Below are 20,582 nucleotides of genomic sequence, written 5' to 3'. Positions count from 1 at the left end.
GAATTATGACAACACACGCAGCACAATTTATCAATGGTGAGTGGCGCTTAGGTGAAGGCGCAGCATTTGCGTCGGTAAACCCGGCCAATAACGAAGAGATCTGGCGTGCCAACGCGGCAACGGCAGAGCAAGTTGACAGTGCCGTCAAAGCGGCCCGCGAAGCCTTCTACAGCTGGGGTGAGCTGGCGTTTGAAGAGCGCCTGACTGTGGTTAAGCGCTTTGCTGAGCTACTAAAAGAGAACAGTGAAGCACTGGCTGTGGCCATTGCACAGGAAACCGGTAAGCCACTGTGGGAAACGCGCACTGAAGCGGGCGCTATGGTTGGTAAAATCGCTATTTCTGAAAAAGCCTATCACGAGCGCACCGGCGTGGTTGAAAACCCAATGCCAGTGGGTCGTGCGGTAATTCGTCACAAAGCGCACGGCGTAGTTGCGGTATTTGGTCCTTATAACTTCCCTGGCCACCTGCCAAACGGTCATATTGTACCGGCCCTGCTGGCGGGTAACACTGTGATCTTCAAGCCATCAGAACTGACGCCTTATGTGGCAGAGCTGACGCTGAAGCTATGGGAGCAGGCGGGTCTGCCAAAAGGTGTGATCAACCTGGTACAGGGTGAAGTAGAAACAGGTAAAGCCCTGGCGTCACACAAAGGCATCGACGGCTTGTTCTTCACTGGCTCTTCTCGTACCGGTCACCTGTTACACGAGCAGTACGCAGGTCAGCCTGGCAAAATTCTGGCGCTGGAAATGGGGGGTAACAACCCATTGATCGTTAAAGACGTTGCTGATACCAAAGCGGCAGTTCACGACATCATCCAGTCAGCCTTTATCTCTAGCGGTCAGCGTTGTACCTGTGCGCGTAAACTGTTCCTGCCAGAAGGTGAACAGGGCGATGTGATCCTGGCGCAGCTGCTGAAAGCGACTAAAGCGATTAAGATCGGTAATTATGATGCCGAAGATCAGCCGTTTATGGGCTCAATGATCTCTAACAATGCCGCAGCTGGTATGGTTACTGCACAGCAACAGCTGGTTGAGCTGGGTGGTGAGATCCTGCTTGAGCTGACACACACTGAAGGCACTGGTTTTGTAACGCCAGGCATCATTGAGTGTACTAAGGTCACTGACTTCCCTGACGATGAGCACTTCGGTCCGTTACTGAAAGTGTTCCGTTACAGCGACTTTGATGCCGCGATTGAAAAAGCCAACGACACCAGCTTTGGTTTGTCTGCCGGCTTACTGGGTGATAACCAGGCCGATTATGAGTACTTCCTGCGTCGCAGCCGTGCTGGTATCGTCAACTGGAACCGCCCAATCACAGGCGCATCCAGTGCCGCACCATTTGGTGGTATCGGTGCTTCTGGTAACCACAGAGCAAGTGCCTACTATGCAGCAGACTACTGTGCATATCCGGTGGCTTCGGTTGAACTGGACAAAGTGACTTTGCCAGGCACCTTGAGCCCAGGCCTGACTATCGAGTAAAATCTTACTCAGAGAGAATAAACGCTTATTTTCTCACCCTTTAGTATTGAAAAAAGCAGCCAAGTTTCAACTCGGCTGCTTTTTTGTTGGTCTGCAAATATCAAAAGTAGCAATCAAAACTAGTTTCTGCTTAAATCAATAGGAGATGTCATTGATACATTCAGGTGGGCAATATATGGTTTTAGATAAACAAGGATACGATGAGTTAGTCATGTACCTAACGCAACACTTAGCCTTGTTTGAGAAGCCGGGTGTGGTGAAAGCCAATGCACCTAAGGTGTTGGAGTTAATAGAAGATGTGATTGCTGAGCATGTGATCCGCCTCTGTGAGCAACATACCGGATTGACGACCGAACAACGTAGCCTGATAGTCAGAGAAGTTGACGGCATTGTGTATGATTTGCAGGAAGTACTCTCCAGCGTAACAGAGCAGCGCGTCACTGAAGAACAAAGAGAGTTTATTGAGGAATTCGCCGGACTGGTTAAAAACCTGTTCGACAATGCAATAAACTAATGCAGTTGTGGCTGCTATGTATCAAATATAACACCGCCTATTGGCGGTGTTATTAGTTTTAGGAACTCGAGGAATAATAAACATGCAAGCAAGTGTGAAGTGGGTTGACGGAGACACCTTTATTGGTCGCTCTCATTCTGGTCATAACGTGGTATTCGACGCAGGCGCTGACAGTGCGGCGCCAAGTCCGATGGAAATGGTGTTGATGTCGGCAGGCTGCTGTTCATCTGTGGATGTTGTCAGTATTCTAAAAAAAGCTAAGCAGGACGTCAGTGATGTCACTGTGGAGCTGACTGCAGAGCGCGCTGAGAGTGCGCCTAGAGTATTTACCAAGATCAATCTACACTTTGTGGTGACTGGCGATAATGTGTCTGAAAAACATCTGGCACGGGCCGTACAATTGTCTGCTGAGAAGTACTGTTCTGTGGCCTTAATGCTTGAAAAAGCAGTAGAAATTACCCACAGCCATGAGGTGGTTGAAAACAGCGCAAAATAGTGCTTTTTCGAGACGCTATTTTCGTATAAAATCCGCGAACTTTTATTTCTGCAGCGCAGATTTTCACGTTTTAAGGTGGGTCTATCGTGAACAAGCCCTTTGATAAAATTAAACTCCACGGCTTTAACAACTTAACTAAGAGTTTAAGCTTTAGTATCTATGATATTTGCTATGCCAAGACCGAGCAGCAGCGCAAAGAATATCTGGAATACATCGATGAACAGTATAGTGCTGACCGTCTTACTGACATTCTGCGCGATGTTGTCGATATCATTGGTGCCAATGTACTGAATATTGCCCGCCAGGATTACGACCCACAAGGCGCCAGTGTCACCATTCTGGTCTCGGAAGAGCCGGTTGAGCAGCAGACGTTCGACAGCAATGAAACACCAGGTCCATTACCTGATTCTGTGGTTGCGCACCTGGATAAAAGCCATATTTGTGTGCACACCTACCCTGAAGCGCATCCGCATGATGGTATTTGTACATTCCGTGCTGATATTGAAGTCTCTACCTGTGGCATTATTTCACCACTGAAGGCGCTGAATTTCCTGATCCATAAGTTAGAGTCAGACGTGGTGACTATTGACTATCGAGTACGTGGTTTCACTCGCGATGTGAATGGCGTAAAGCACTACATCGACCATGCTATCCACTCTATCCAGAATTACATGACCGAAGATACCAAAGAGGCGTATCACATGGTGGATGTGAATGTGTATCAGGAAAATCTGTTCCATACTAAGATGATGCTTAAAGAAACCGATCTGAACACCTATTTGTTCGGCATCACAACAGATGATCTGGATGCAGATGAAGAAGAGCAGATCCGCGAGCGTCTGAACCGCGAGATCCAGGAAGTGTTCTACGGTCGCAACCTGCCGGAATAACCAGCTGGTACTATCCGTTTGGAATGGTAAAAAAGGCGCTCACTGAGCGCCTTTTTTATATCGATATGGATTGGTATTACAAATCGTAACTGAAGGTCAGGCCAAAGACTCGCGGCTCACCATACTGAACGTAGTTTCGCGCCGTGTAGCCATCGCGTGGATCATTACCAAAGTAAAACCCTCTGACCGGGACATCACGGTCGGCCAGGTTACGACCCCAGGCAGTCAGTGACCATTGTTCACCATAATAACTTACGCTGGCATTGATCAGGTTCTGACTCGGTGCTTGTTCATTGTGACTGTCAGAGAAGAAGTAATCGTCTTTACCTTCGAGCCCTAAAGTGACAACCAGGTTTTCCAGTACACTGTAGTCTGCTGAGAAAGCATATTGGTACTTAGGTGCCTGCGCCTGCTCGCGACCATCGAAGTTTTCACCTGATGTAGTCACAAAGTCTTCAATTTTAGTATCGAGATAGCCCAGGCTATAGTTGAGCGTCAGCCGATCTGTGATCAGACGTTGGCCTTCGATTTCCAGACCGTAGTTCTCACCTTTACCTGCATTACTGATGAAGCCCGCAAATTGCACACCATCAATTTGCCATTGCTTAAGCTGCATGTCCTCGCGTTCCATATAGAATGCGGTAACAGACAGGGTGTGTTTTTTATCTTCAGACTGGCCCTTTACACCAAATTCTGCATTCCACAGATACTCTGGCTCAAACGAAAATGCTGAGGCCGGGATGCTGAAGCCTTCATCTTTGGCTTTGGCCAACGCTTCACCATTGGCGCCACCGACCTTATAACCCCGGCTTAGGCTGGTATAGATCATGGTGCGAGGCACAACCTGATATTCCAGCGCCAGCTTACCACCGACCATAGTGTCATCCTGATCTATGCTAAAGCCATTGGTATCCAGATATTCACTATCATAGCGTTCAACTCGCAATCCCGTGATCAGTCGGGTCTGTTCATTCAGATGCGTGACTTTTTGACCGAATAGCGCCTGACTGGTGACATCATAGCTGGAGCGAAAATCATTGCTCAGCCAGGTGTACTGACGGGTCAGGTCGACATCACGACGCTGTGCGTAGGCACCAATCACCCAGTCGCCCTGCTTGTCCAGTAGTTTAACTTCCAGCGTACCACGTTCGTGATCACGTAGATAGTTATCAAAGCCAACATAGTGATCCGGGTGTAACCCGGCGGCGCAAAGCTGTGCCTGAGTCGCATCATGACAGGTCCAGTCTTCGTCGTAGCTATACTCAGTATCAGCCTGCAACCCTGTGCCCTGAAGCTCGACATCAAAGGCGCTCAGACCGGTATACAACGCACTGAGTGCAAAGGCGTCGCTTTTTTGTGTGTCTTTACCTGGCTGATTGGCCACACTGTTACGTGTATTATCCAGTGTAAAGCCATCATAGCCATTATCAATATTGATATGATGCACTGCCAGATTGACAGTCAATGCGTCTGTCAGCTGGCTGCTCAGTTTAAAACGGGCCAGACTCTCTTCCTGATCCTGAGTGGGTTTATTCAGGTAAAGGTTATCAACGTAACCATCCGAGCCGCGTTGATATACACTGACCCGGGCGGCGGTGTTATCGGTCAATCCCGTACCTGCGGCCAGACCCGCTTCATAGCTGTTGTAGTTGCCGGCGCCTATGCGTAGTTTCAGGTTCGTGTCCTGAGTTGGAGCATGAGACTGCAGATCGACTATTCCGCCCATTGCATCGGCACCAAAACGTGTTCCCTGAGGACCGCGATACAAGGTGACCTGATCAATATCGAACAGCAATGCACTGCCACCCAGGCCTGAGTAGTTAATGCCATCGACTAGCATGCCTACACTCGGGGTGATAGGATCTACAAACTGAGAGCGCAGGCCCACACCACGTATCTGCACGAAGCGACCTCGCGAGGCACCTGCGGTAAAGTTCACATTGGCGGTGCTGTTCAGTAATTCGTCCAGGTAACTGGCGCCGCGATGGGTCATTTCAACTTCATCCATGACACTGGCACTGGCGCTCAGTGTTTGCAGAGATTCTCTTTGAAAGTCACCGGTGACCTCAATGGTTTCAAGGGGCACTGCGGTGCGTGATTCATCAGCTGCGGCTTGGTATGACAGGGCAGCCAACAGGCTGATGCTAAGCGAAGAAAGTTTAAGCTTCATGTCTTATCTTGTTCCATTTTTGATTGCGCACAGTGTAGCAAAAGCCCGACCAGTTAACAGTTAATATGTGTTATAAATTCGGCAACTTAGTCAAGAGGAAAGGCCATGACATTTAAGCTTGATTTCAAAGTCAGGGATTACGAATGTGATCTACAGGGTATAGTGAATAACAGTGTCTATTTTAATTATCTGGAACATGCGAGGCATGAATTTTTGATTGCCAATGGTGTCGATTTTGCTGCACTTGCGGAACAAAAAATCAACCTGGTAGTGATCCGCTCAGAAATGAATTACAAGGATTCACTTAAACCAGGCGACGCTTTTTATGTTGAGGTTGACACATTGCGGGTCAGCAAACTGAAGTTTGCGTTTATCCAGCGTATTATCCGTGCAGAGGATAATAAACTGATGCTGGATGCCGTTGTGACAGGCACTTCCGTGAATGAACGAGGACGTCCGTTCCTTCCAGAGAAGATTGATCAGCTTTTTGGCTGATTTTTTGACTAAAAAGGCAGAAAATTACAGATTTTTACTGCCTTTTCCATGCCGCCTGACGTTATAATATTAATCATATTTTAAGCGGTTGGTTTACCATGAAAATTTCCATTCTTTTATGCCTGATGTGCGTATTATTAATGGCATGTTCCAGTACAGGGAAGGTAACCAGGGAACAGCTTAAGCACTCTCACTGGCAGTTAATTCAGGTTGATGGTCATCTTGTCAAAGATGCCTCACCGATAGAAATTGAATTTCTGGACGCTCTACAGGTGGTTGGCTTCGCAGGTTGTAATCGGTTTTTTGCCGAGGGCAACATGGATTCAGAGGTGCTCACACTGAGTAAGCTGGGGATGACTCGCAAGTCTTGCGGCAGTACCTTAGACAATCAGGAAGTACAGTTTCTAGAGATGCTGCAACAAGGCGCCAGTGTTACCTTTGTGAATAGCAAGCTACAGCTGAAAGGCGAGCAAACCTGGCGGTTTAAAGCGCTGGACGCAGAGTCTTTGACTAACTAGGCGCGATTCAGTAAACTTTTTCACAGTTCGTTACTTGTCGGAGTGCCCATCTGGGCTGAGATCGCAGTATTGCGGGATCCGTGGACCTGATCAGGTTAATGCCTGCGTAGGGAACAAGCTACCTAAGTTGGTATATCGCAAGATATCTAGGTTGCCAGCCATGTTGTGCCTGTGCCAGCATGATCCACTGAATGAAACCAGCACACAGAATTTAGCTGTGAGCTTGGTTTGGACCCTTCTCGCTCCCTTAGCGGAGTTCTGACAAGACACCTTAACTTAACAATGAGGCATGTCATGTCAAACAACAGTAGCAAGTTATCACGTCGTGAGTCGCGCGAGGCCGCGTCGGATTTTATTTATAACCTTACCGGGCAACCTTTCCCAAATTCCGAGAAAGTGTATGTTGATGGAGAGCAGGCAGGTGTGCGTGTTGGTATGCGCGAAATCACTCTGAGCGACTCTTTTATTGGTGGGACGGAAGAGGATCCGATCTTCGAAAAGAATGAGCCGGTTCGTGTTTATGATACATCGGGCCCTTATACCGATCCGGATTTTAAGCTGGATGTGCGTAAAGGCTTACCTAAATTCCGTGAGCAGTGGATCCTGGACCGCGACGATACTGAAGTACTGGAGTCGGTCACTTCGCAGTTTTCTCAACAGCGCATGGCGGACGAAGGTCTGGACCATATTCGTTTTGAAAACCTGCCTACGATCCGTCGCGCTAAGCCCGGAGAGAATGTGACACAAATGCACTATGCGCGCCGTGGTATTGTGACGCCGGAAATGGAATACGTCGCCATTCGTGAAAATATGGGTCGCGCGAAAATTCGTGAAGAGTTACTGGCGCAGCAGCACAAGGGCCAGTCGTTTGGTGCCGAGATCCCAGATTTTATTACCCCTGAATTTGTCCGTTCTGAAATTGCACGTGGCCGCGCTATCTTGCCAAACAACATCAACCACCCGGAAACCGAACCTATGATTGTCGGCCGCAACTTCCTGGTGAAGGTGAATGCCAACATAGGTAATTCTTCGGTGACCTCTTCGATTGAAGAAGAGGTTGAGAAACTGGTGTGGTCAACCCGTTGGGGTGCCGATACAGTCATGGACTTGTCGACTGGCCGATATATCCACGAAACCCGTGAGTGGGTCGTACGTAACTCACCGGTGCCGATCGGTACGGTGCCCATTTATCAGGCGCTGGAAAAAGTGAATGGCGTGGCGGAAGATCTGACCTGGGAAATTTTCCGCGATACGCTTATTGAGCAAGCCGAGCAGGGCGTTGACTACTTCACCATTCACGCAGGTGTGCTGTTACGCTATGTGCCTATGACAGCGAAGCGAGTGACGGGCATTGTTTCGCGCGGTGGCTCTATCATGGCCAAATGGTGTCTGGCGCACCATAAAGAAAACTTCCTGTACACCCACTTTGAAGACATCTGCGAGATCATGAAGCAATACGATGTCTGTTTCTCTTTGGGTGATGGTCTGCGTCCGGGCTCAATCGCCGATGCTAACGACGAAGCGCAATTGTCTGAGCTGCGTACTTTGGGTGAGCTGACCACGATTGCCTGGAAGCATGACGTACAAGTATTCATTGAAGGGCCGGGCCATGTGCCAATGCATCTGATCAAAGAAAACATGGATGAGCAATTAAAGCATTGTCATGAAGCGCCTTTCTATACCCTTGGTCCGCTGACCACAGATATTGCTCCTGGCTACGATCACTTCACCTCCGGGATTGGTGCAGCTCAAATAGCCTGGTACGGTACGGCCATGTTGTGTTACGTCACGCCAAAAGAGCATTTGGGTCTGCCAAACAAAGAAGACGTGAAAGAGGGCCTGATCACCTACAAGATTGCGGCACATGCGGCGGATCTGGCCAAAGGTCATCCGGGCGCGCAAATCCGAGACAATGCCTTGTCTAAAGCGCGTTTTGAGTTCCGTTGGCACGATCAGTTCAATCTGAGTCTGGATCCGGAGCGGGCATTGTCTTATCACGATGAAACACTGCCTCAGGAGTCGGGTAAGGTGGCACACTTCTGCTCTATGTGTGGTCCTAAGTTCTGCTCGATGAAGATCACTCAGGATGTACGCGACTATGCCAAACAACTCGAAGCCGAGGGCATAGATCCAAATAATGCCGGTGAAGCTATCGCCATCAAAATGATTGATGTGGAAGCCGAAATGCAAAATAAATCACGCGAATTTAAAGAAACGGGTTCGGAGCTTTACCACAAAGCGCTGTGATTTAGGGTAGCGGGCCCCCTCGGGCCCGTATGGAGGCAAGATGTCCCAGACAAACAAACCACGCGTTGCCATTGTCGGCTTTGGTCTGACAGGCCGGGTTGCGGCGCTGATGCTGGCTGAGCATTATCAGCTGAGTGTATTTGAGCGTGATCTGGTCGCGGAGCCTGCCAGTGTAGGCACTTTGGCCGCAGCGATGCTTGCGCCCATGGCCGAATCCGTGATCTGTGAACAAGATCTGGCTGAGCAGGGCTTACATGCCATGACCTTATGGCCCGAGTTACTGGCCAAACTCGACGCGCCGGTGTTCTTTCAGCAGCAGGGCACTGTGATCGTCGCGCACCAGCAAGACAGGGGCGACTTGTTGAGTTTCCAACGTCGCCTTAAGCCACTGGCTGGCCATCAGGTGCAAAGCCTGAATGGTCACGGCATTGGTGCGCTGGAACCTGATCTGGCTGGCCGCTTTCACCAGGGGTTGTATTTACCCTGTGAGGGTCAGCTCGATAATCTGGCATTCTTTGCTGCCAGCCTTAGCACCTTAAAAAACAGGGGGGTGCGCTTTAATGAAGGGGCAGAGGCACACATCGCACAAGGGCGGGTCAATGGTGACGCGTTTGACTGGATCATTGACTGCCGTGGACTGGATGCCAAAGACGACAGCCCCGGGCTGCGAGGGGTACGTGGCGAAGTTGCTCGCATCTATGCGCCCGAGGTGAGTCTGCAGCGCCCGGTGCGTCTGATGCATCCACGTTATCCACTCTATATTGCGCCTAAACCAAATCACGAGTTTGTCATCGGTGCGACCGAAATTGAATCTCAGGATCGGGGTGATATCACGGTACGCTCAACACTGGAGTTACTGTCGGCTGCATATACGGTACACAGTGGCTTTGCTGAGGGGCGGGTGATGTCGCTGCGCGCAGGCTTGCGCCCGGCATATAAAGACAATCGCCCGCATATTAGTGTCACTGATAATGTGATTCGCATTAACGGTCTGTATCGGCATGGTTTTTTGCTGGCACCGGCGGTGGTGCAGCAAGCGTTACAACAAGGGGTATTATGAATATTAGTTACAATGGTCAGGCGCTCACGCTGTCACAGCCACTGTCTTTGCTGGAGGTGATTGAGGCGCAAGGGGCAAAGGCGCCTTTTGCCGTGGCACTGAACGGGCAATTTGTGCCGCGCAGCACGTTGGCGGAGCATCGACTGCAAGAGGGTGACAGCATCGAGTTGCTATCGCCTATTCAGGGAGGCTAATGATGCACAGTGATAAACCGTTAACCATTTACGGTGAGCAGTTCGACAGCCGCTTGCTGATAGGCTCGGCACTTTACCCCTCTCCGGAGATTATGCAGCAAAGCCTGGTGGCTTCGCAGGCACAAATCGTCACTGTCTCACTGCGACGACAAAACTCCGTGTCGGCTGGAGACGACTTCTGGCAATTGATCAAAGACACCGGATTGCGAGTACTGCCTAATACCGCCGGGTGTCACAGTGTCAAAGAAGTGGTGACACTGGCACAAATGTGTCGGGAAGTGTTTGCAACTGACTGGATCAAGCTGGAACTGATTGGCGACGAATACAATTTACAGCCCGATCCGATTGCCCTGCTGGAAGCCACCGAAATCCTGATAAAGCAGGGGTTTAAAGTCTTGCCATATTGCACCGATGATTTAGTGGTGTGTCAGCGCCTGGCGGATCTGGGCTGCGAAGTACTGATGCCCTGGGGGGCCCCCATTGGCACCGGGAAAGGGCTACTCAACCCCTATAACCTGAAAACCATTCGTGAGCGTTTGCCTGATCATACCCTGATTGTTGACGCGGGACTCGGCTTACCATCACATGCCGTACAGGCCCTGGAGCTTGGGTATGATGCCGTGTTGCTGAACTCTGCCATTGCTGGTGCTGGTTGTCCGGTGACCATGGCCAGTGCTTTTAATCATGCGGTGGTTGCCGGGCGTGCCGCCTATGTAGCGCAGGCCATGCCGGAGAAAGAAGTCGCAGCGCCTTCCACCCCGACGATGGGGATGCCCTTTTGGCATCAGAATTAAACACGCGCTATAGTGACGCTAAGCCTTTGTGGCGCATAGCACTTATTCATGCGCCCATGTTAAACAGAGTAAGTAGGAGTAATTGTGGCTGAACTGGTATGGACCATTGCCGGGTCGGATTCGGGCGGCGGCGCAGGGATCCAGGCGGATGTCAAAGCGATGCACAGCTTTGGTGTGCAAACCTGCACAGCCGTGACTGCGCTGACGGCGCAAAATAGCCTTGCGGTTGAAGAGATCAATGCGGTGTCGAGTGAAGTGTTGGAATCTCAGCTACTGGCACTCGAAGCCGATTTAAAAGCGACCGTGATTAAGATTGGGATGCTGGCCAATAGCACACAGATACAGCTGGTGGCAGAGCATTTAGCACAGTACAAGAGCCGCTGGGAGACACCACCTGTGGTGGTCTTTGATCCTGTTGCCATTGCATCCAGTGGTGATGCGCTGACCGAAGAAGATACCCTGGATGCCCTGAAAAAGTACCTGTTACCTCTGGTCGATGTGATCACGCCCAATACACAGGAGACGCAAGTGCTCACTGGCGTATACCTGATTGGTCCGGATGCCGTCAGGGACGCTGCCCGTAAGCTGCGCGAATTTGGCGTCAAATCGGTGATCATTAAAGGGGGTCACTGGGATTATCCCAGTGGCTATTGCATTGATTATTGCTGGAGTGAGGATGAAGAGTATTGGCTTGGCAATGAAGCGATACAAACGCCGCACAGTCATGGTACCGGATGTAGCTTCGCCTCTTCTGTTGCGGCTTGCCTGGCCAAAGGCTACCCGATCAAAGATGCCTTTATTCTGGCCAAAGCCTATATTAATCAGGGGCTGAAATTAGCGCAGCGCTTTGGTGAGGGGCGAGGGCCACTGGCACATGCCGGGTTCCCAGAGAATATCTCAGACTTTCCTCAGGTGATAGAGCCAGGGAGCTGGTTGGGTGATGAACTGGAATTTGCCGTCAGTGAAGAGTTTAACTTTGCCGCCGGGTTTGCGCCCATCGGAGAAGAGCTGGGGCTTTATGCCGTCGTAGACTCGGTAGACTGGGTTGAAAAGTGTCTGGCTGAGGGCGTAAAAACAGTGCAACTCAGAATTAAACAGGCTGATCATGTGACCCTGGAAGAAGACATACAGTGTGCTATCACACTGGGGGAAAAGTATCAGGGCCGGGTCTTTATTAACGACCACTGGGAGCTGGCCATTCGCCATGGCGCCTATGGGGTGCATCTTGGTCAGGAAGATCTGGATTCGGCGAATCTGGTTGCCATTCAGCAGGCAGGATTACGCCTGGGGGTGTCCACACATGGGTTTTATGAAATGCTGCGAGCCCATAACTACCGGCCCAGTTATCTGGCATTTGGGGCGATTTACCCGACGACCACCAAGGACATGACCGGACAGATCCAGGGGATCGAAAAGCTCAGACACTTTGTGCCTCTGATGTGTGAAACCTATCCTACAGTGGCTATTGGGGGCATTGACCTGACACGGGCTCCTCAGGTTGCAGCAACCGGGGTTGGCAGTGTGGCGGTGGTGCGTGCCATCACCGAGGCGGCGGACCCTAAACAGGCCATTATTGACCTGAAACGGGCCACTGGCGAGTCATGAGTACAGAACTCAGTGACAAAGAGCGGCTGAGGTACAGCCGCCATTTACTGCTCAATGAAGTGTCTGAAGCCGGTCAGCTCCGTCTTAAACAAGCGCGGGTGGCTGTGGTGGGTTGTGGTGGCCTGGGTAGCCCTGCGCTGTTTTATCTGGCGGCAAGCGGAGTCGGGCAGCTGACTTTTTGTGATGATGATGCGGTTGAGCTGTCTAATTTGCAAAGGCAAATTTTGTATAAGATCAGCCATATCGGGCAGCCAAAAGCGAAGGCAGCGGGTAAGGTTTTAGCTAGCCTGAATAACCAAATCTCACTGATCCCTCAGCCTGTGAAGCTTAATAGCAGCAATATAGACAGCATATTGCAAGACAGTGACTGGATCCTGGATTGCAGCGACAACTTCGCCACGCGCTATTTGCTCAATCAGTATTGCGTACAACAACGTAAGGTACTAATCTCGGGTGCCGCGCTGGGCACTCAGGGCCAGTTTATGACCTTTGATTTCAGGAAACCTTCCCCCTGTTATCACTGCATTTTTCCACAGTCTTCGGCGCAACCGATATTGAATTGTCAGAACGCAGGTGTGGTGAGTCCGTTACTTGGCATAATCGGCTCTATGCAGGCGATGAAAGCAGTCAGTTTAATTATCTCTGATGTACCTGATAAACACAGTGAAATGATAGTGGTTGATGCGCTAAGCCTTAAGCAAAGGCAGTTTACGCTGGAAAGAGATACAGCATGTGATGTGTGTGGCTAATGCCACAGACGATTAAAAAAGCCCGCTTCTGCGGGCTTTTTTGAGCGAATTACCCGACTTAGTCGCGGATGGTCGCAAAAGGGGTGCCCATACGGGTAACGGTTTCTGGCAATTGATTGGCCAGGAAGTCGGCCTTGTCTTCTCCCCAGGCCAAAATAACCGTCGAGCCCAGCTTAAAGCGGCCCATCTCGTCACCTTTTTTCAGTTTAACGGCGTTGTCGCCCTCTGCCGGGTAATCCCAGCTGAAGACGTCTTTACCGGCTGGTGGCGTGACAGTGCCGGCCCAGATAGTTTCGATACTGGCCACTATGGTGGCGCCCACCAGTACCATAGCAAGTGGACCTATCTCAGTGTCAAAGATAGCGACAACTCGTTCGTTACGTGCAAACAGATTGGGGACATTTTGCGCCGTAAGCGGGTTTACTGAGAAGAGATCACCAGGCACGTAAATCATCTTTTTCAGCGTTCCATCAAGGGGCATATGAATACGGTGATAGTCTTTGGGTGCTAAATAAATAGTGGCAAACTTACCGCCAAGGTACGGTGCTACGTCGGATTCTTTGCCACCCAGCAGAGTTTGCAGGCTGTAATCATGGCCTTTAGCCTGAATGATCTGGCCATCGACCACATCGCCTAACTGGCTGATGGCACCATCGACCGGGTGGGCCAGGATGCCGGCATCTTCTGCAAGCGGGCGGATCCCCGGCTTCAGCGGACGGGTAAAGAATTCATTAAAGGTTTTATAGTGAGCTGGATCTTCATGCAGGGCTTCACTCATGTCTATCTTGTATTGTTTGATAAACAGTTTAATTAAGGTGGTGGTCAGTGCACCCGCTTCGGCTGCGGCCAGTTTTCCCACTAAACGTGATACGGCATGTTTGGGTAAAGCATATTGCAGGGCAATCTTTAGTTTATCCAAGTTCACTTTTATTATTCCTGAAAAAATTTTGAAGATAGTATCAAACTCTTGGCGCGCGTGCACCTGCACGGCCATCCGCCATTGACTCCAGAATACGATGATAGCTGTCAAAGCGCAGCTCGCTGATCTTGCCCTCATCAACCGCTTCCAGGATCAGACAACCCGGATCATTCAGGTGTTTGCAGTCACGAAAACGGCAACCGCCGATAAATTCACGAAACTCTTTAAAACACCAGGTTACCCGCTCTACTTCGAGGTGCCACAGGCCGAATTCACGGATCCCCGGACTGTCTATCAGGTTACCGCCACTGGGCAGGTGATGTAGCTTAGAAACCGTGGTGGTGTGCTGACCCAGGCCACTGTTCTCAGAGACTTCCTGCGTCAGAATGGCGGCATCGGGCAGGACGGTATTCACTAAAGTGGATTTACCCACCCCGGATTGGCCAACAAAGATGTTGTTCTTGTCTGTCAGCAGGGCTTTGAGTTCATCAATCCCCTGGCCTGTTTTGTTACTCACCAGCAGGACGCGGTAACCTAGCTCACGATAGATATCCAGCACTTCATCGACATAGTCGAGGCCTTCGTCATCGAGCAGATCGATCTTGTTGAGTAACAGAATAGGCTCAATGCCCATGTCCTCACAGGCGACCAGATAGCGGTCAATGATCTGTGGGGTGAATTCAGGCACTACAGCGGATACCATTAAAATTTGGTCAATATTGGCTGCCACCACTTTTACGCCGTCGTAAAAATCCGGACGGGTGAGCTGAGAGCGGCGAGGCTCAACGGCTTCTATCACGCCGGCCAGATCGCCTTCGCTGACTTTGGCGCGACGAAAAATCACTTCATCGCCACATACTATGCTGGTGACAGTACGGCGAATATTACAGCGCAGGACGTCGCCATTTTCGCACTCGACATCGGCGTGCTGGCCAAAGCGACTGATCACCACTGCGGGTTCTGTGGGGCCCAGGTTATCGGTTTGCCAAGTTACCTGAGTGTCGGATTGTTGTTTCGCTTTATGCAAGCGTTTTTGATGGTTGGCACTGATCCGTCTGGACTGGCCCTTACTGAGTTTTTTGCGTTTTGCCATATCTTATAAACTCGCGACACGATTTATTGCTATCGAGTGGTATACAGGCCAATCATGGACTATAACTCAATAAATTGCCCCGCTTTGTAAAAAAAAGCTTTTGGTCGAGTGATGAAGCTAATATGATATATCTAATTGCATTGGATCTAAAGGAAAGTACCGTTAGGTAGTGTATGTCTTTTCATGAATCAAACCTGATCTGGCTCGACTTAGAAATGACGGGTCTGGAACCTAAAACAGATAGGATCCTCGAAATTGCCACTGTGATCACCGACTGTGATCTGAATGTACTGGCCGAGGGACCTGTAATTGCTATCCATCAAAGTGATGATTTACTTGATAATATGGATGAGTGGTGTACAAACCAGCATGGCCGCTCCGGTCTGACTGCACGTTGTAAGGCCAGCACTCACTCTGAATCTGATGCAATCAAACAAACATTGGACTTCCTGAAACAATGGGTACCGCCGGGCAAATCGCCGATGTGTGGTAATTCGATTGGGCAGGACCGTCGCTTCCTCAACAAATACATGCCTGAGCTGGAAGAATATTTCCACTACCGCAACCTGGACGTCAGCACGATTAAAGAGCTGGCACGTCGTTGGAAGCCTGAGCTGTTAAATGGGATCCACAAAAAGAGCTCTCACCTGGCTCTGGACGACATCAAAGACTCCATTATGGAGTTGAAGGTTTACCAGCAAAAATTCTTCAATCTTTAAAAAATTTAGAAAAAGTACTTGCAATGCTTTTTCTATCTTGTAGAATCCTGCCCCGCTCAAGACGGCAAAGCTTCTTTGTCTCTGGGGTATTTATGAAGCGGCACTAGCTCAGCTGGTAGAGCGCGACCTTGCCAAGGTCGAGGTCACGAGTTCGAACCTCGTGTGCCGCTCCAATCTACAATCAGTTTACTCGACTGACTAAATAACGAGTTTGTATTGGATTATATTTCCATACCCTGTGATGCGGCACTAGCTCAGCTGGTAGAGCGCGACCTTGCCAAGGTCGAGGTCACGAGTTCGAACCTCGTGTGCCGCTCCAACACTTCTTCAGGTGTATAAACTAGATATCTTTTATAAAGCGGCACTAGCTCAGCTGCTAAAACGTTAGACGCGACCCGTCGCGCACCAGCGTTTAAAATATGAGTAATCAGGAATGCGGCACTGGCTCTGCTGCTAAAATGTTAGACGCGACCCGTCGCGCACCAGCGTTTTAATATTCCATAACTTATGAAGCGGCACTAGCTCAGCTGGTAGAGCGCGACCTTGCCAAGGTCGAGGTCACGAGTTCGAACCTCGTGTGCCGCTCCAATCTACAATCAGTTTACTCGACTGACTAAATAACGAGTTTGTATTGGATTATATTTCCATACCCTGTGATGCAGCACTAGCTCAGCTGCTAAAACGTTAGACGCGACCCGTCGCGAACCAGCGTTTAAAACAATTGAGCAAATTATGAAGCGGCACTAGCTCAGCTGGTAGAGCGCGACCTTGCCAAGGTCGAGGTCACGAGTTCGAACCTCGTGTGCCGCTCCAACTCCTCCCTCTCTTTATATCCATATTTTCTCACTCTGACTTACTTGCTCAACTTTAAATCTTATTCCACCAATTTTCATCGATAAACTGATTGCTTATTTTTAGTTCGACACGTAAAATACGCGCTCTTTCGGCCTAACTAACTTTAGTTCCTTGCCTTACCCCGACTGGCCGAAACGGGACAAGGCTATATTAACCGTAAGGAATATCCATGCGTCATTACGAAATCGTATTCATGGTTCACCCAGACCAAAGTGAGCAAGTACCTGGTATGATCGAGCGTTATACTGGTGCCATCACAGAAGCTGGCGGTAAAATCCACCGTCTAGAAGACTGGGGTCGTCGTCAACTGGCTTACCCAATCGAAAAGCTTCACAAAGCACACTATGTTCTGTTGAACGTTGAAGCACCTACTGAAGTAATCAGCGAGCTTGAAACTTCTTTCCGCTACAACGATGCAGTGCTTCGTAACCTGGTTATGCGTACTAAGAACGCTGTAACTGAAGCATCTCCTCTTGCTAAAGAAGAGAAAAAAGAAGCAGCAACTGCTTAATCGTTTTTGATTCGGAATTGATCTGGTAGTTTGGTGAGCACTCAGTCTGATCTGTATACAAACCAGCTGGTATTATCTGGCACGGTCTGTAAGCCACCTAAGTACAGTCAAAGCCCCGCCGGTATCGCGCATTGTATTTTTGTTTTAGAACATAAATCGATGCAAGTAGAAGCCGACCTAAATCGTAACAGTTATGTGCGTATTCAGGTGGTTGCCAGCGGACAGCAGTTCCGGACTCAACTAGAGCATTTATACGTTGGGCAAACCATACAAGTACGCGGTTTTTTAAACCGGCACGAGAGTCGCAGTGGCTTGAGTCAACTTGTATTACATGCACAACATATTGAAAGAATTAATTGAGGAAATTTACTCATGGCACGTTATTTCAGACGTCGTAAGTTCTGCCGTTTCAAAGCGGAAGGCGTACAACAAATCGATTACAAAGATCTGGCTACTCTTAAAAACTATGTAACTGAAAGTGGCAAAATCGTACCTAGCCGTATCACAGGTACTAGCGCTAAATACCAGCGTCAGCTAGCAACTGCTATCAAGCGTGCTCGCTACCTAGCCCTTCTTCCGTACACTGACTTACATAAGTAAGCAGCTGATTAACAGTTTTTAAAAGGTGTAGAGACATGCAAGTTATTCTACTAGACAAGATCGCAAACCTAGGTGGCCTAGGTGACCAGGTTTCTGTTAAATCTGGTTTCGCACGTAACTTCCTTTTCCCTAAGGGTAAGGCAGTTCCTGCAACTAAAGCTAACATCGAAACTTTCGAAGCACGTCGTGCTGAGCTTGAAGCGAAAATCGCTGAAGAGCTAGTTGCTGCACAAGCGCGCGCTGAAAAACTAGAAGCACTTGCTGAAGTGACTCTGGTTTCTAAAGCGGGTGACGAAGGTAAGCTGTTTGGTTCTATCGGTACTCGCGATATTGCCGACGCTATCACTGCAGTAGGTCTTGAAGTTGCTAAGTCAGAAGTTCGTCTGCCTACCGGTACTATCCGCGAAACAGGTGAGTTCGACGTATCAATCCAGCTTCACACTGACGTGACAACAGCTATCAAAGTAATCGTGATCGCTGAAGCTTAATAGTATTAAGCACCAACCGCGTGTATCTGCACGCGGTTGTATTCCCAATCTCTGAAAGACAATAACAACTCCAATTTTCAGTGTGTGGATCTGATGATTATCGGGATCATCATGGAAGGTTTACAACACAAGTCGGAAATTTAATCCAAATCAAAACAACAGCGCTCGTAAACGGCTTATAGTCTTTATGGGAACAAATGACGCTGGTATTTAATGGTCTGACCACCGTGTAACCTTGAGGCACATCGTCGGCTGTTATCCCGTGTAAGCGCGTTCCTGTTTTAGATAATTCTGTTTTGTGATATTTTAGTTAACTGTTTTTATTACAGGCACTTTTTTTTATTGGTCAAATGTCATACAGTCATACTCAGGTACTAATGACAGCGTTATCATTTAGGTGGGAAACCCAATATGCTTAAAACCTCCAGAATGCGTGGATTTACTTTAATTGAGCTGCTGATCGCCATTGCGATCGTCGCCATTCTGGCCAGTGTGGCATTGCCAAACTATGGTCAGTATGTACGTGAAAGCAGACGACTGGATGCACAGCACTTGCTGTTACAAACCAGTGCTACGTTGGAGCGCATCTATTCCCGCAATGGTGGTTACCCTAATGATCAAACGTTTCAAAGTCTGCCAGCTGCTGAACACTACACGTTCAGCTACGAAGCGCGTAATAAGCCACAAGGTGCCAACGGTGATTTTCGCAATATGGGCTATATTTTAAAGGCGACGCCACTGGCTGCAGGTGGTCAAAATGGCGACATTTGCGGAGTGCTCACGCTGGACCATTTAGGCAATCAGGGAGGCAACCTGAATGACTGTTGGTAAGCATGCCCAGCACGGTGTAACACTGATTGAGCTGTTGATGGTCCTGGCCATCATTGCCATCCTGGCTGTTACGGCTGCGCCGTCTTTAATCGGCCAGATTAAACAGGACAGAGTTAATACCACCGCAAATCAGCTAAGCAGCTTTTATCGCTTTGCCCGCAGTGAAGCGGTAAAACGCGAAGTGCCGGTAAAACTGGAACTTGAAAACAATGACTGGGTGATGAAGGTGGTCGAGCAGGGTCAGGAAATCACGTTAAAACGGTTTACGATTGACCACTCGGCAGTAGCCGTGAACCTGGTTGACAGAACACTGCGCTCAAGCGGTGAGCTCAGTGCATTCAGTAATATACTGATATCGGATAATGATGCAACAACGGATGATGTTCGTTTATGCATCTTACACAGTGGGCAAAGCTGGTTGGGTAAGGCGACAGACAATTGCGCGTAGTTTCGGGGTTTTCATTGCTGGAAGTTATGGTGTCTATGGTAATCGCAGCCATTGCATTGCTCGGCCTTGCTGCAGCCCAGATCAAGGCCATGCAGTTTGCACAGAACAGTTTTAATTATACCGTGGCTTTGATCCACGGTCAGAATGCGATAGAGCGTATTTGGCCCGACATTTGCCACTATCAGAGTGTCAATACCAGCCTGAACCCGGGTGCCAACCCGACAGCTGCCTGGCTATACCCGAATGATCCTCGCTTCACGCTAACGCTGCCCGACACTTTTAGTCTCGATATGAGCCTGACGGTTAGCTGGCACGATGAACGAATGACCAATATAGGCGTGGACCAAATCTCTTTGCACGCCAGTTTTGTCAATGAATGTTTGTGAGTCGATTGATGAATTGCCGCGGATTTACTTTACTTGAGCTACTGATCGCACTGGCGATAGGCTTGTTTATGCTCGGAGGTATTGCCGTGGCCTATTCGACCATTCGCAGCACTATTGCGGTAAATCAGGAGCTGGCACAGGCACAGGAAGTGATCCGCTATACCAGTCAGCTAATGACTCGTAGCATTAAGCAAACAGCGTCCACACCTCAGGTCATGCTTAACGGTGAGGCATTAGAAGTCAGTCAGGTTGCCAATACGCCGGCCTGCGATGGCAGCGTGCCTGTGGTGAATTACACCGAGACCTTTTCGTTACTTGATGGCTACTTATTATGCGATATCAGCTCAGATAACTTACCTGCCCAGCGCTTGTTAAGAGGGGTCAATGGACTAAGCTTTTCGGTCAACGGCCTGATCACGTCCATTACAGTGACACCCGTGGGTGTGCCCGCACAGTATGCCGCGGGGATCCAGATAGATATTGCAGCAAGTCAGCAGGTGCTGGCGACGGCGAACTGGTGAC

The 20,582-nt window shown here is 49.4% G+C and carries 24 protein-coding genes, 4 tRNA genes and 1 riboswitch; of the genes, 25 read left to right on the top strand and 3 right to left on the bottom strand.

Going from position 1 to position 20,582, the window contains the following annotated elements; translation table 11 throughout:
• The first annotated feature begins 5 nt into the window (after positions 1 to 5).
• From astD to speD, 4 genes are all read left to right on the top strand, one after another.
• A complete protein-coding gene (astD, locus tag NH568_RS15715) occupies positions 6 to 1,478 on the top strand; it encodes a succinylglutamate-semialdehyde dehydrogenase (RefSeq protein WP_253048669.1) in 1,473 nt (490 codons plus the stop codon).
• Positions 1,479 to 1,653: 175 nt separating this feature from the next.
• Complete coding sequence (locus NH568_RS15710) at positions 1,654 to 1,992, top strand: DUF3802 family protein (protein ID WP_046004953.1); 339 nt, start codon at positions 1,654 to 1,656, stop codon at positions 1,990 to 1,992.
• Between the two features lie 82 nt (positions 1,993 to 2,074).
• A complete protein-coding gene (locus tag NH568_RS15705; RefSeq protein WP_253048668.1) occupies positions 2,075 to 2,488 on the top strand; it encodes an OsmC family protein in 414 nt (137 codons plus the stop codon).
• An 86-nt stretch (positions 2,489 to 2,574) separates the two neighbouring features.
• Positions 2,575 to 3,378: an adenosylmethionine decarboxylase gene (gene speD / locus NH568_RS15700; protein ID WP_054016943.1), complete on the top strand. Its 804-nt coding sequence runs from the start codon at positions 2,575 to 2,577 to the stop codon at positions 3,376 to 3,378.
• 76 nt (positions 3,379 to 3,454) lie between these two features.
• On the opposite strand, the gene NH568_RS15695 is transcribed toward speD, so the two are convergent.
• Complete coding sequence (locus NH568_RS15695; protein ID WP_253048667.1) at positions 3,455 to 5,548, bottom strand: TonB-dependent receptor; 2,094 nt, start codon at positions 5,546 to 5,548, stop codon at positions 3,455 to 3,457.
• 105 nt (positions 5,549 to 5,653) lie between these two features.
• Between NH568_RS15695 and NH568_RS15690 the strand changes: the two genes are divergently transcribed.
• The 8 genes from NH568_RS15690 to NH568_RS15655 all read left to right on the top strand — a co-directional run bounded on the left by NH568_RS15690 (position 5,654) and on the right by NH568_RS15655 (position 13,210).
• Positions 5,654 to 6,043, top strand: a complete 390-nt coding sequence (locus NH568_RS15690; protein WP_253048666.1) for an acyl-CoA thioesterase — start codon at positions 5,654 to 5,656, stop codon at positions 6,041 to 6,043.
• A gap of 98 nt (positions 6,044 to 6,141) precedes the next feature.
• Positions 6,142 to 6,561, top strand: coding sequence for an META domain-containing protein (locus NH568_RS15685; RefSeq protein ID WP_253048665.1), 420 nt, complete (start codon positions 6,142 to 6,144; stop codon positions 6,559 to 6,561).
• A gap of 28 nt (positions 6,562 to 6,589) precedes the next feature.
• Positions 6,590 to 6,691, top strand: a riboswitch (TPP riboswitch).
• 164 nt (positions 6,692 to 6,855) lie between these two features.
• Positions 6,856 to 8,808: a phosphomethylpyrimidine synthase ThiC gene (gene thiC, locus NH568_RS15680; RefSeq protein WP_253048664.1), complete on the top strand. Its 1,953-nt coding sequence runs from the start codon at positions 6,856 to 6,858 to the stop codon at positions 8,806 to 8,808.
• A 40-nt stretch (positions 8,809 to 8,848) separates the two neighbouring features.
• Positions 8,849 to 9,868 carry an FAD-dependent oxidoreductase gene (locus tag NH568_RS15675; protein WP_253048663.1) on the top strand — a complete coding sequence of 340 codons (1,020 nt, stop codon included), beginning with the start codon at positions 8,849 to 8,851 and terminating at the stop codon, positions 9,866 to 9,868.
• Complete coding sequence (gene thiS / locus NH568_RS15670) at positions 9,865 to 10,062, top strand: sulfur carrier protein ThiS (RefSeq protein ID WP_253048662.1); 198 nt, start codon at positions 9,865 to 9,867, stop codon at positions 10,060 to 10,062. The genes NH568_RS15675 and thiS overlap by 4 nt, the downstream gene beginning before the upstream one ends.
• A gap of 2 nt (positions 10,063 to 10,064) precedes the next feature.
• Positions 10,065 to 10,856, top strand: a complete 792-nt coding sequence (locus NH568_RS15665) for a thiazole synthase (RefSeq protein WP_054016936.1) — start codon at positions 10,065 to 10,067, stop codon at positions 10,854 to 10,856.
• 84 nt (positions 10,857 to 10,940) lie between these two features.
• Complete coding sequence (thiE, locus tag NH568_RS15660; RefSeq protein ID WP_253048661.1) at positions 10,941 to 12,461, top strand: thiamine phosphate synthase; 1,521 nt, start codon at positions 10,941 to 10,943, stop codon at positions 12,459 to 12,461.
• Positions 12,458 to 13,210, top strand: a complete 753-nt coding sequence (locus tag NH568_RS15655) for a HesA/MoeB/ThiF family protein (protein ID WP_253048660.1) — start codon at positions 12,458 to 12,460, stop codon at positions 13,208 to 13,210. The genes thiE and NH568_RS15655 overlap by 4 nt, the downstream gene beginning before the upstream one ends.
• A gap of 58 nt (positions 13,211 to 13,268) precedes the next feature.
• Here NH568_RS15655 and asd read toward each other — a convergent pair whose 3' ends face one another.
• Together asd and rsgA are read right to left on the bottom strand one after the other, a co-directional pair.
• A complete protein-coding gene (gene asd, locus NH568_RS15650; protein ID WP_253048659.1) occupies positions 13,269 to 14,135 on the bottom strand; it encodes an archaetidylserine decarboxylase in 867 nt (288 codons plus the stop codon).
• Positions 14,136 to 14,169: 34 nt separating this feature from the next.
• Positions 14,170 to 15,222 carry a small ribosomal subunit biogenesis GTPase RsgA gene (rsgA, locus tag NH568_RS15645; RefSeq protein ID WP_253048658.1) on the bottom strand — a complete coding sequence of 351 codons (1,053 nt, stop codon included), beginning with the start codon at positions 15,220 to 15,222 and terminating at the stop codon, positions 14,170 to 14,172.
• Positions 15,223 to 15,395: 173 nt separating this feature from the next.
• Between rsgA and orn the strand changes: the two genes are divergently transcribed.
• From orn to NH568_RS15580, 13 genes are all read left to right on the top strand, one after another.
• Positions 15,396 to 15,941: an oligoribonuclease gene (gene orn, locus NH568_RS15640; protein ID WP_046004965.1), complete on the top strand. Its 546-nt coding sequence runs from the start codon at positions 15,396 to 15,398 to the stop codon at positions 15,939 to 15,941.
• Between the two features lie 97 nt (positions 15,942 to 16,038).
• A tRNA-Gly gene (locus NH568_RS15635) sits at positions 16,039 to 16,114 on the top strand.
• 70 nt (positions 16,115 to 16,184) lie between these two features.
• A tRNA-Gly gene (locus NH568_RS15630) sits at positions 16,185 to 16,260 on the top strand.
• A 193-nt stretch (positions 16,261 to 16,453) separates the two neighbouring features.
• Positions 16,454 to 16,529, top strand: a tRNA-Gly gene (locus NH568_RS15625).
• A gap of 149 nt (positions 16,530 to 16,678) precedes the next feature.
• Positions 16,679 to 16,754, top strand: a tRNA-Gly gene (locus NH568_RS15620).
• A gap of 211 nt (positions 16,755 to 16,965) precedes the next feature.
• The gene (gene rpsF / locus NH568_RS15615) at positions 16,966 to 17,307 is read left to right on the top strand and encodes a 30S ribosomal protein S6 (RefSeq protein ID WP_010386261.1); all 342 of its coding nucleotides are present in this window, start codon (positions 16,966 to 16,968) and stop codon (positions 17,305 to 17,307) included.
• Positions 17,308 to 17,337: 30 nt separating this feature from the next.
• Complete coding sequence (gene priB / locus NH568_RS15610) at positions 17,338 to 17,667, top strand: primosomal replication protein N (protein ID WP_239399739.1); 330 nt, start codon at positions 17,338 to 17,340, stop codon at positions 17,665 to 17,667.
• Positions 17,668 to 17,679: 12 nt separating this feature from the next.
• Positions 17,680 to 17,907 carry a 30S ribosomal protein S18 gene (rpsR, locus tag NH568_RS15605; protein WP_010386263.1) on the top strand — a complete coding sequence of 76 codons (228 nt, stop codon included), beginning with the start codon at positions 17,680 to 17,682 and terminating at the stop codon, positions 17,905 to 17,907.
• Positions 17,908 to 17,942: 35 nt separating this feature from the next.
• Positions 17,943 to 18,395 (top strand): 50S ribosomal protein L9, encoded by a 453-nt coding sequence (rplI, locus tag NH568_RS15600; protein WP_054016932.1) that lies wholly within the window; start codon positions 17,943 to 17,945, stop codon positions 18,393 to 18,395.
• Positions 18,396 to 18,806: 411 nt separating this feature from the next.
• Positions 18,807 to 19,226 carry a type IV pilin protein gene (locus tag NH568_RS15595; protein WP_054016931.1) on the top strand — a complete coding sequence of 140 codons (420 nt, stop codon included), beginning with the start codon at positions 18,807 to 18,809 and terminating at the stop codon, positions 19,224 to 19,226.
• Positions 19,213 to 19,674: a GspH/FimT family pseudopilin gene (locus NH568_RS15590; RefSeq protein WP_253048657.1), complete on the top strand. Its 462-nt coding sequence runs from the start codon at positions 19,213 to 19,215 to the stop codon at positions 19,672 to 19,674. The genes NH568_RS15595 and NH568_RS15590 overlap by 14 nt, the downstream gene beginning before the upstream one ends.
• A complete protein-coding gene (locus NH568_RS15585) occupies positions 19,665 to 20,060 on the top strand; it encodes a prepilin-type N-terminal cleavage/methylation domain-containing protein (protein ID WP_253048656.1) in 396 nt (131 codons plus the stop codon). Before NH568_RS15590 ends, NH568_RS15585 begins: the two co-directional genes overlap by 10 nt.
• A complete protein-coding gene (locus NH568_RS15580) occupies positions 20,057 to 20,581 on the top strand; it encodes a prepilin-type N-terminal cleavage/methylation domain-containing protein (RefSeq protein ID WP_253048655.1) in 525 nt (174 codons plus the stop codon). Before NH568_RS15585 ends, NH568_RS15580 begins: the two co-directional genes overlap by 4 nt.
• The last annotated feature ends 1 nt before the right edge of the window (position 20,582 follow it).

It is taken from the genome of Pseudoalteromonas sp. XMcav2-N, from assembly GCF_024124545.1.
In the GTDB taxonomy this organism is placed as follows: Bacteria; Pseudomonadota; Gammaproteobacteria; order Enterobacterales; family Alteromonadaceae; genus Pseudoalteromonas.
This window is presented reverse-complemented; position numbering and strand designations above follow the sequence as displayed.

Excerpts from the sequence above, each read along its gene's own strand:
- astD (WP_253048669.1), top strand. The coding sequence starts at position 6 with ATGACAACACACGCAGCACAATTTATCAATGGTGAGTGGCGCTTAGGT.
- NH568_RS15710 (WP_046004953.1), top strand. The coding sequence starts at position 1,654 with ATGGTTTTAGATAAACAAGGATACGATGAGTTAGTCATGTACCTAACG.
- NH568_RS15705 (WP_253048668.1), top strand. The coding sequence starts at position 2,075 with ATGCAAGCAAGTGTGAAGTGGGTTGACGGAGACACCTTTATTGGTCGC.
- NH568_RS15695 (WP_253048667.1), bottom strand. The coding sequence starts at position 5,548 with ATGAAGCTTAAACTTTCTTCGCTTAGCATCAGCCTGTTGGCTGCCCTG.
- NH568_RS15690 (WP_253048666.1), top strand. The coding sequence starts at position 5,654 with ATGACATTTAAGCTTGATTTCAAAGTCAGGGATTACGAATGTGATCTA.
- NH568_RS15685 (WP_253048665.1), top strand. The coding sequence starts at position 6,142 with ATGAAAATTTCCATTCTTTTATGCCTGATGTGCGTATTATTAATGGCA.
- thiC (WP_253048664.1), top strand. The coding sequence starts at position 6,856 with ATGTCAAACAACAGTAGCAAGTTATCACGTCGTGAGTCGCGCGAGGCC.
- NH568_RS15675 (WP_253048663.1), top strand. The coding sequence starts at position 8,849 with ATGTCCCAGACAAACAAACCACGCGTTGCCATTGTCGGCTTTGGTCTG.
- thiS (WP_253048662.1), top strand. The coding sequence starts at position 9,865 with ATGAATATTAGTTACAATGGTCAGGCGCTCACGCTGTCACAGCCACTG.
- NH568_RS15665 (WP_054016936.1), top strand. The coding sequence starts at position 10,065 with ATGCACAGTGATAAACCGTTAACCATTTACGGTGAGCAGTTCGACAGC.
- NH568_RS15655 (WP_253048660.1), top strand. The coding sequence starts at position 12,458 with ATGAGTACAGAACTCAGTGACAAAGAGCGGCTGAGGTACAGCCGCCAT.
- rsgA (WP_253048658.1), bottom strand. The coding sequence starts at position 15,222 with ATGGCAAAACGCAAAAAACTCAGTAAGGGCCAGTCCAGACGGATCAGT.
- orn (WP_046004965.1), top strand. The coding sequence starts at position 15,396 with ATGTCTTTTCATGAATCAAACCTGATCTGGCTCGACTTAGAAATGACG.
- rpsF (WP_010386261.1), top strand. The coding sequence starts at position 16,966 with ATGCGTCATTACGAAATCGTATTCATGGTTCACCCAGACCAAAGTGAG.
- rpsR (WP_010386263.1), top strand. The coding sequence starts at position 17,680 with ATGGCACGTTATTTCAGACGTCGTAAGTTCTGCCGTTTCAAAGCGGAA.
- rplI (WP_054016932.1), top strand. The coding sequence starts at position 17,943 with ATGCAAGTTATTCTACTAGACAAGATCGCAAACCTAGGTGGCCTAGGT.
- NH568_RS15595 (WP_054016931.1), top strand. The coding sequence starts at position 18,807 with ATGCTTAAAACCTCCAGAATGCGTGGATTTACTTTAATTGAGCTGCTG.
- NH568_RS15590 (WP_253048657.1), top strand. The coding sequence starts at position 19,213 with ATGACTGTTGGTAAGCATGCCCAGCACGGTGTAACACTGATTGAGCTG.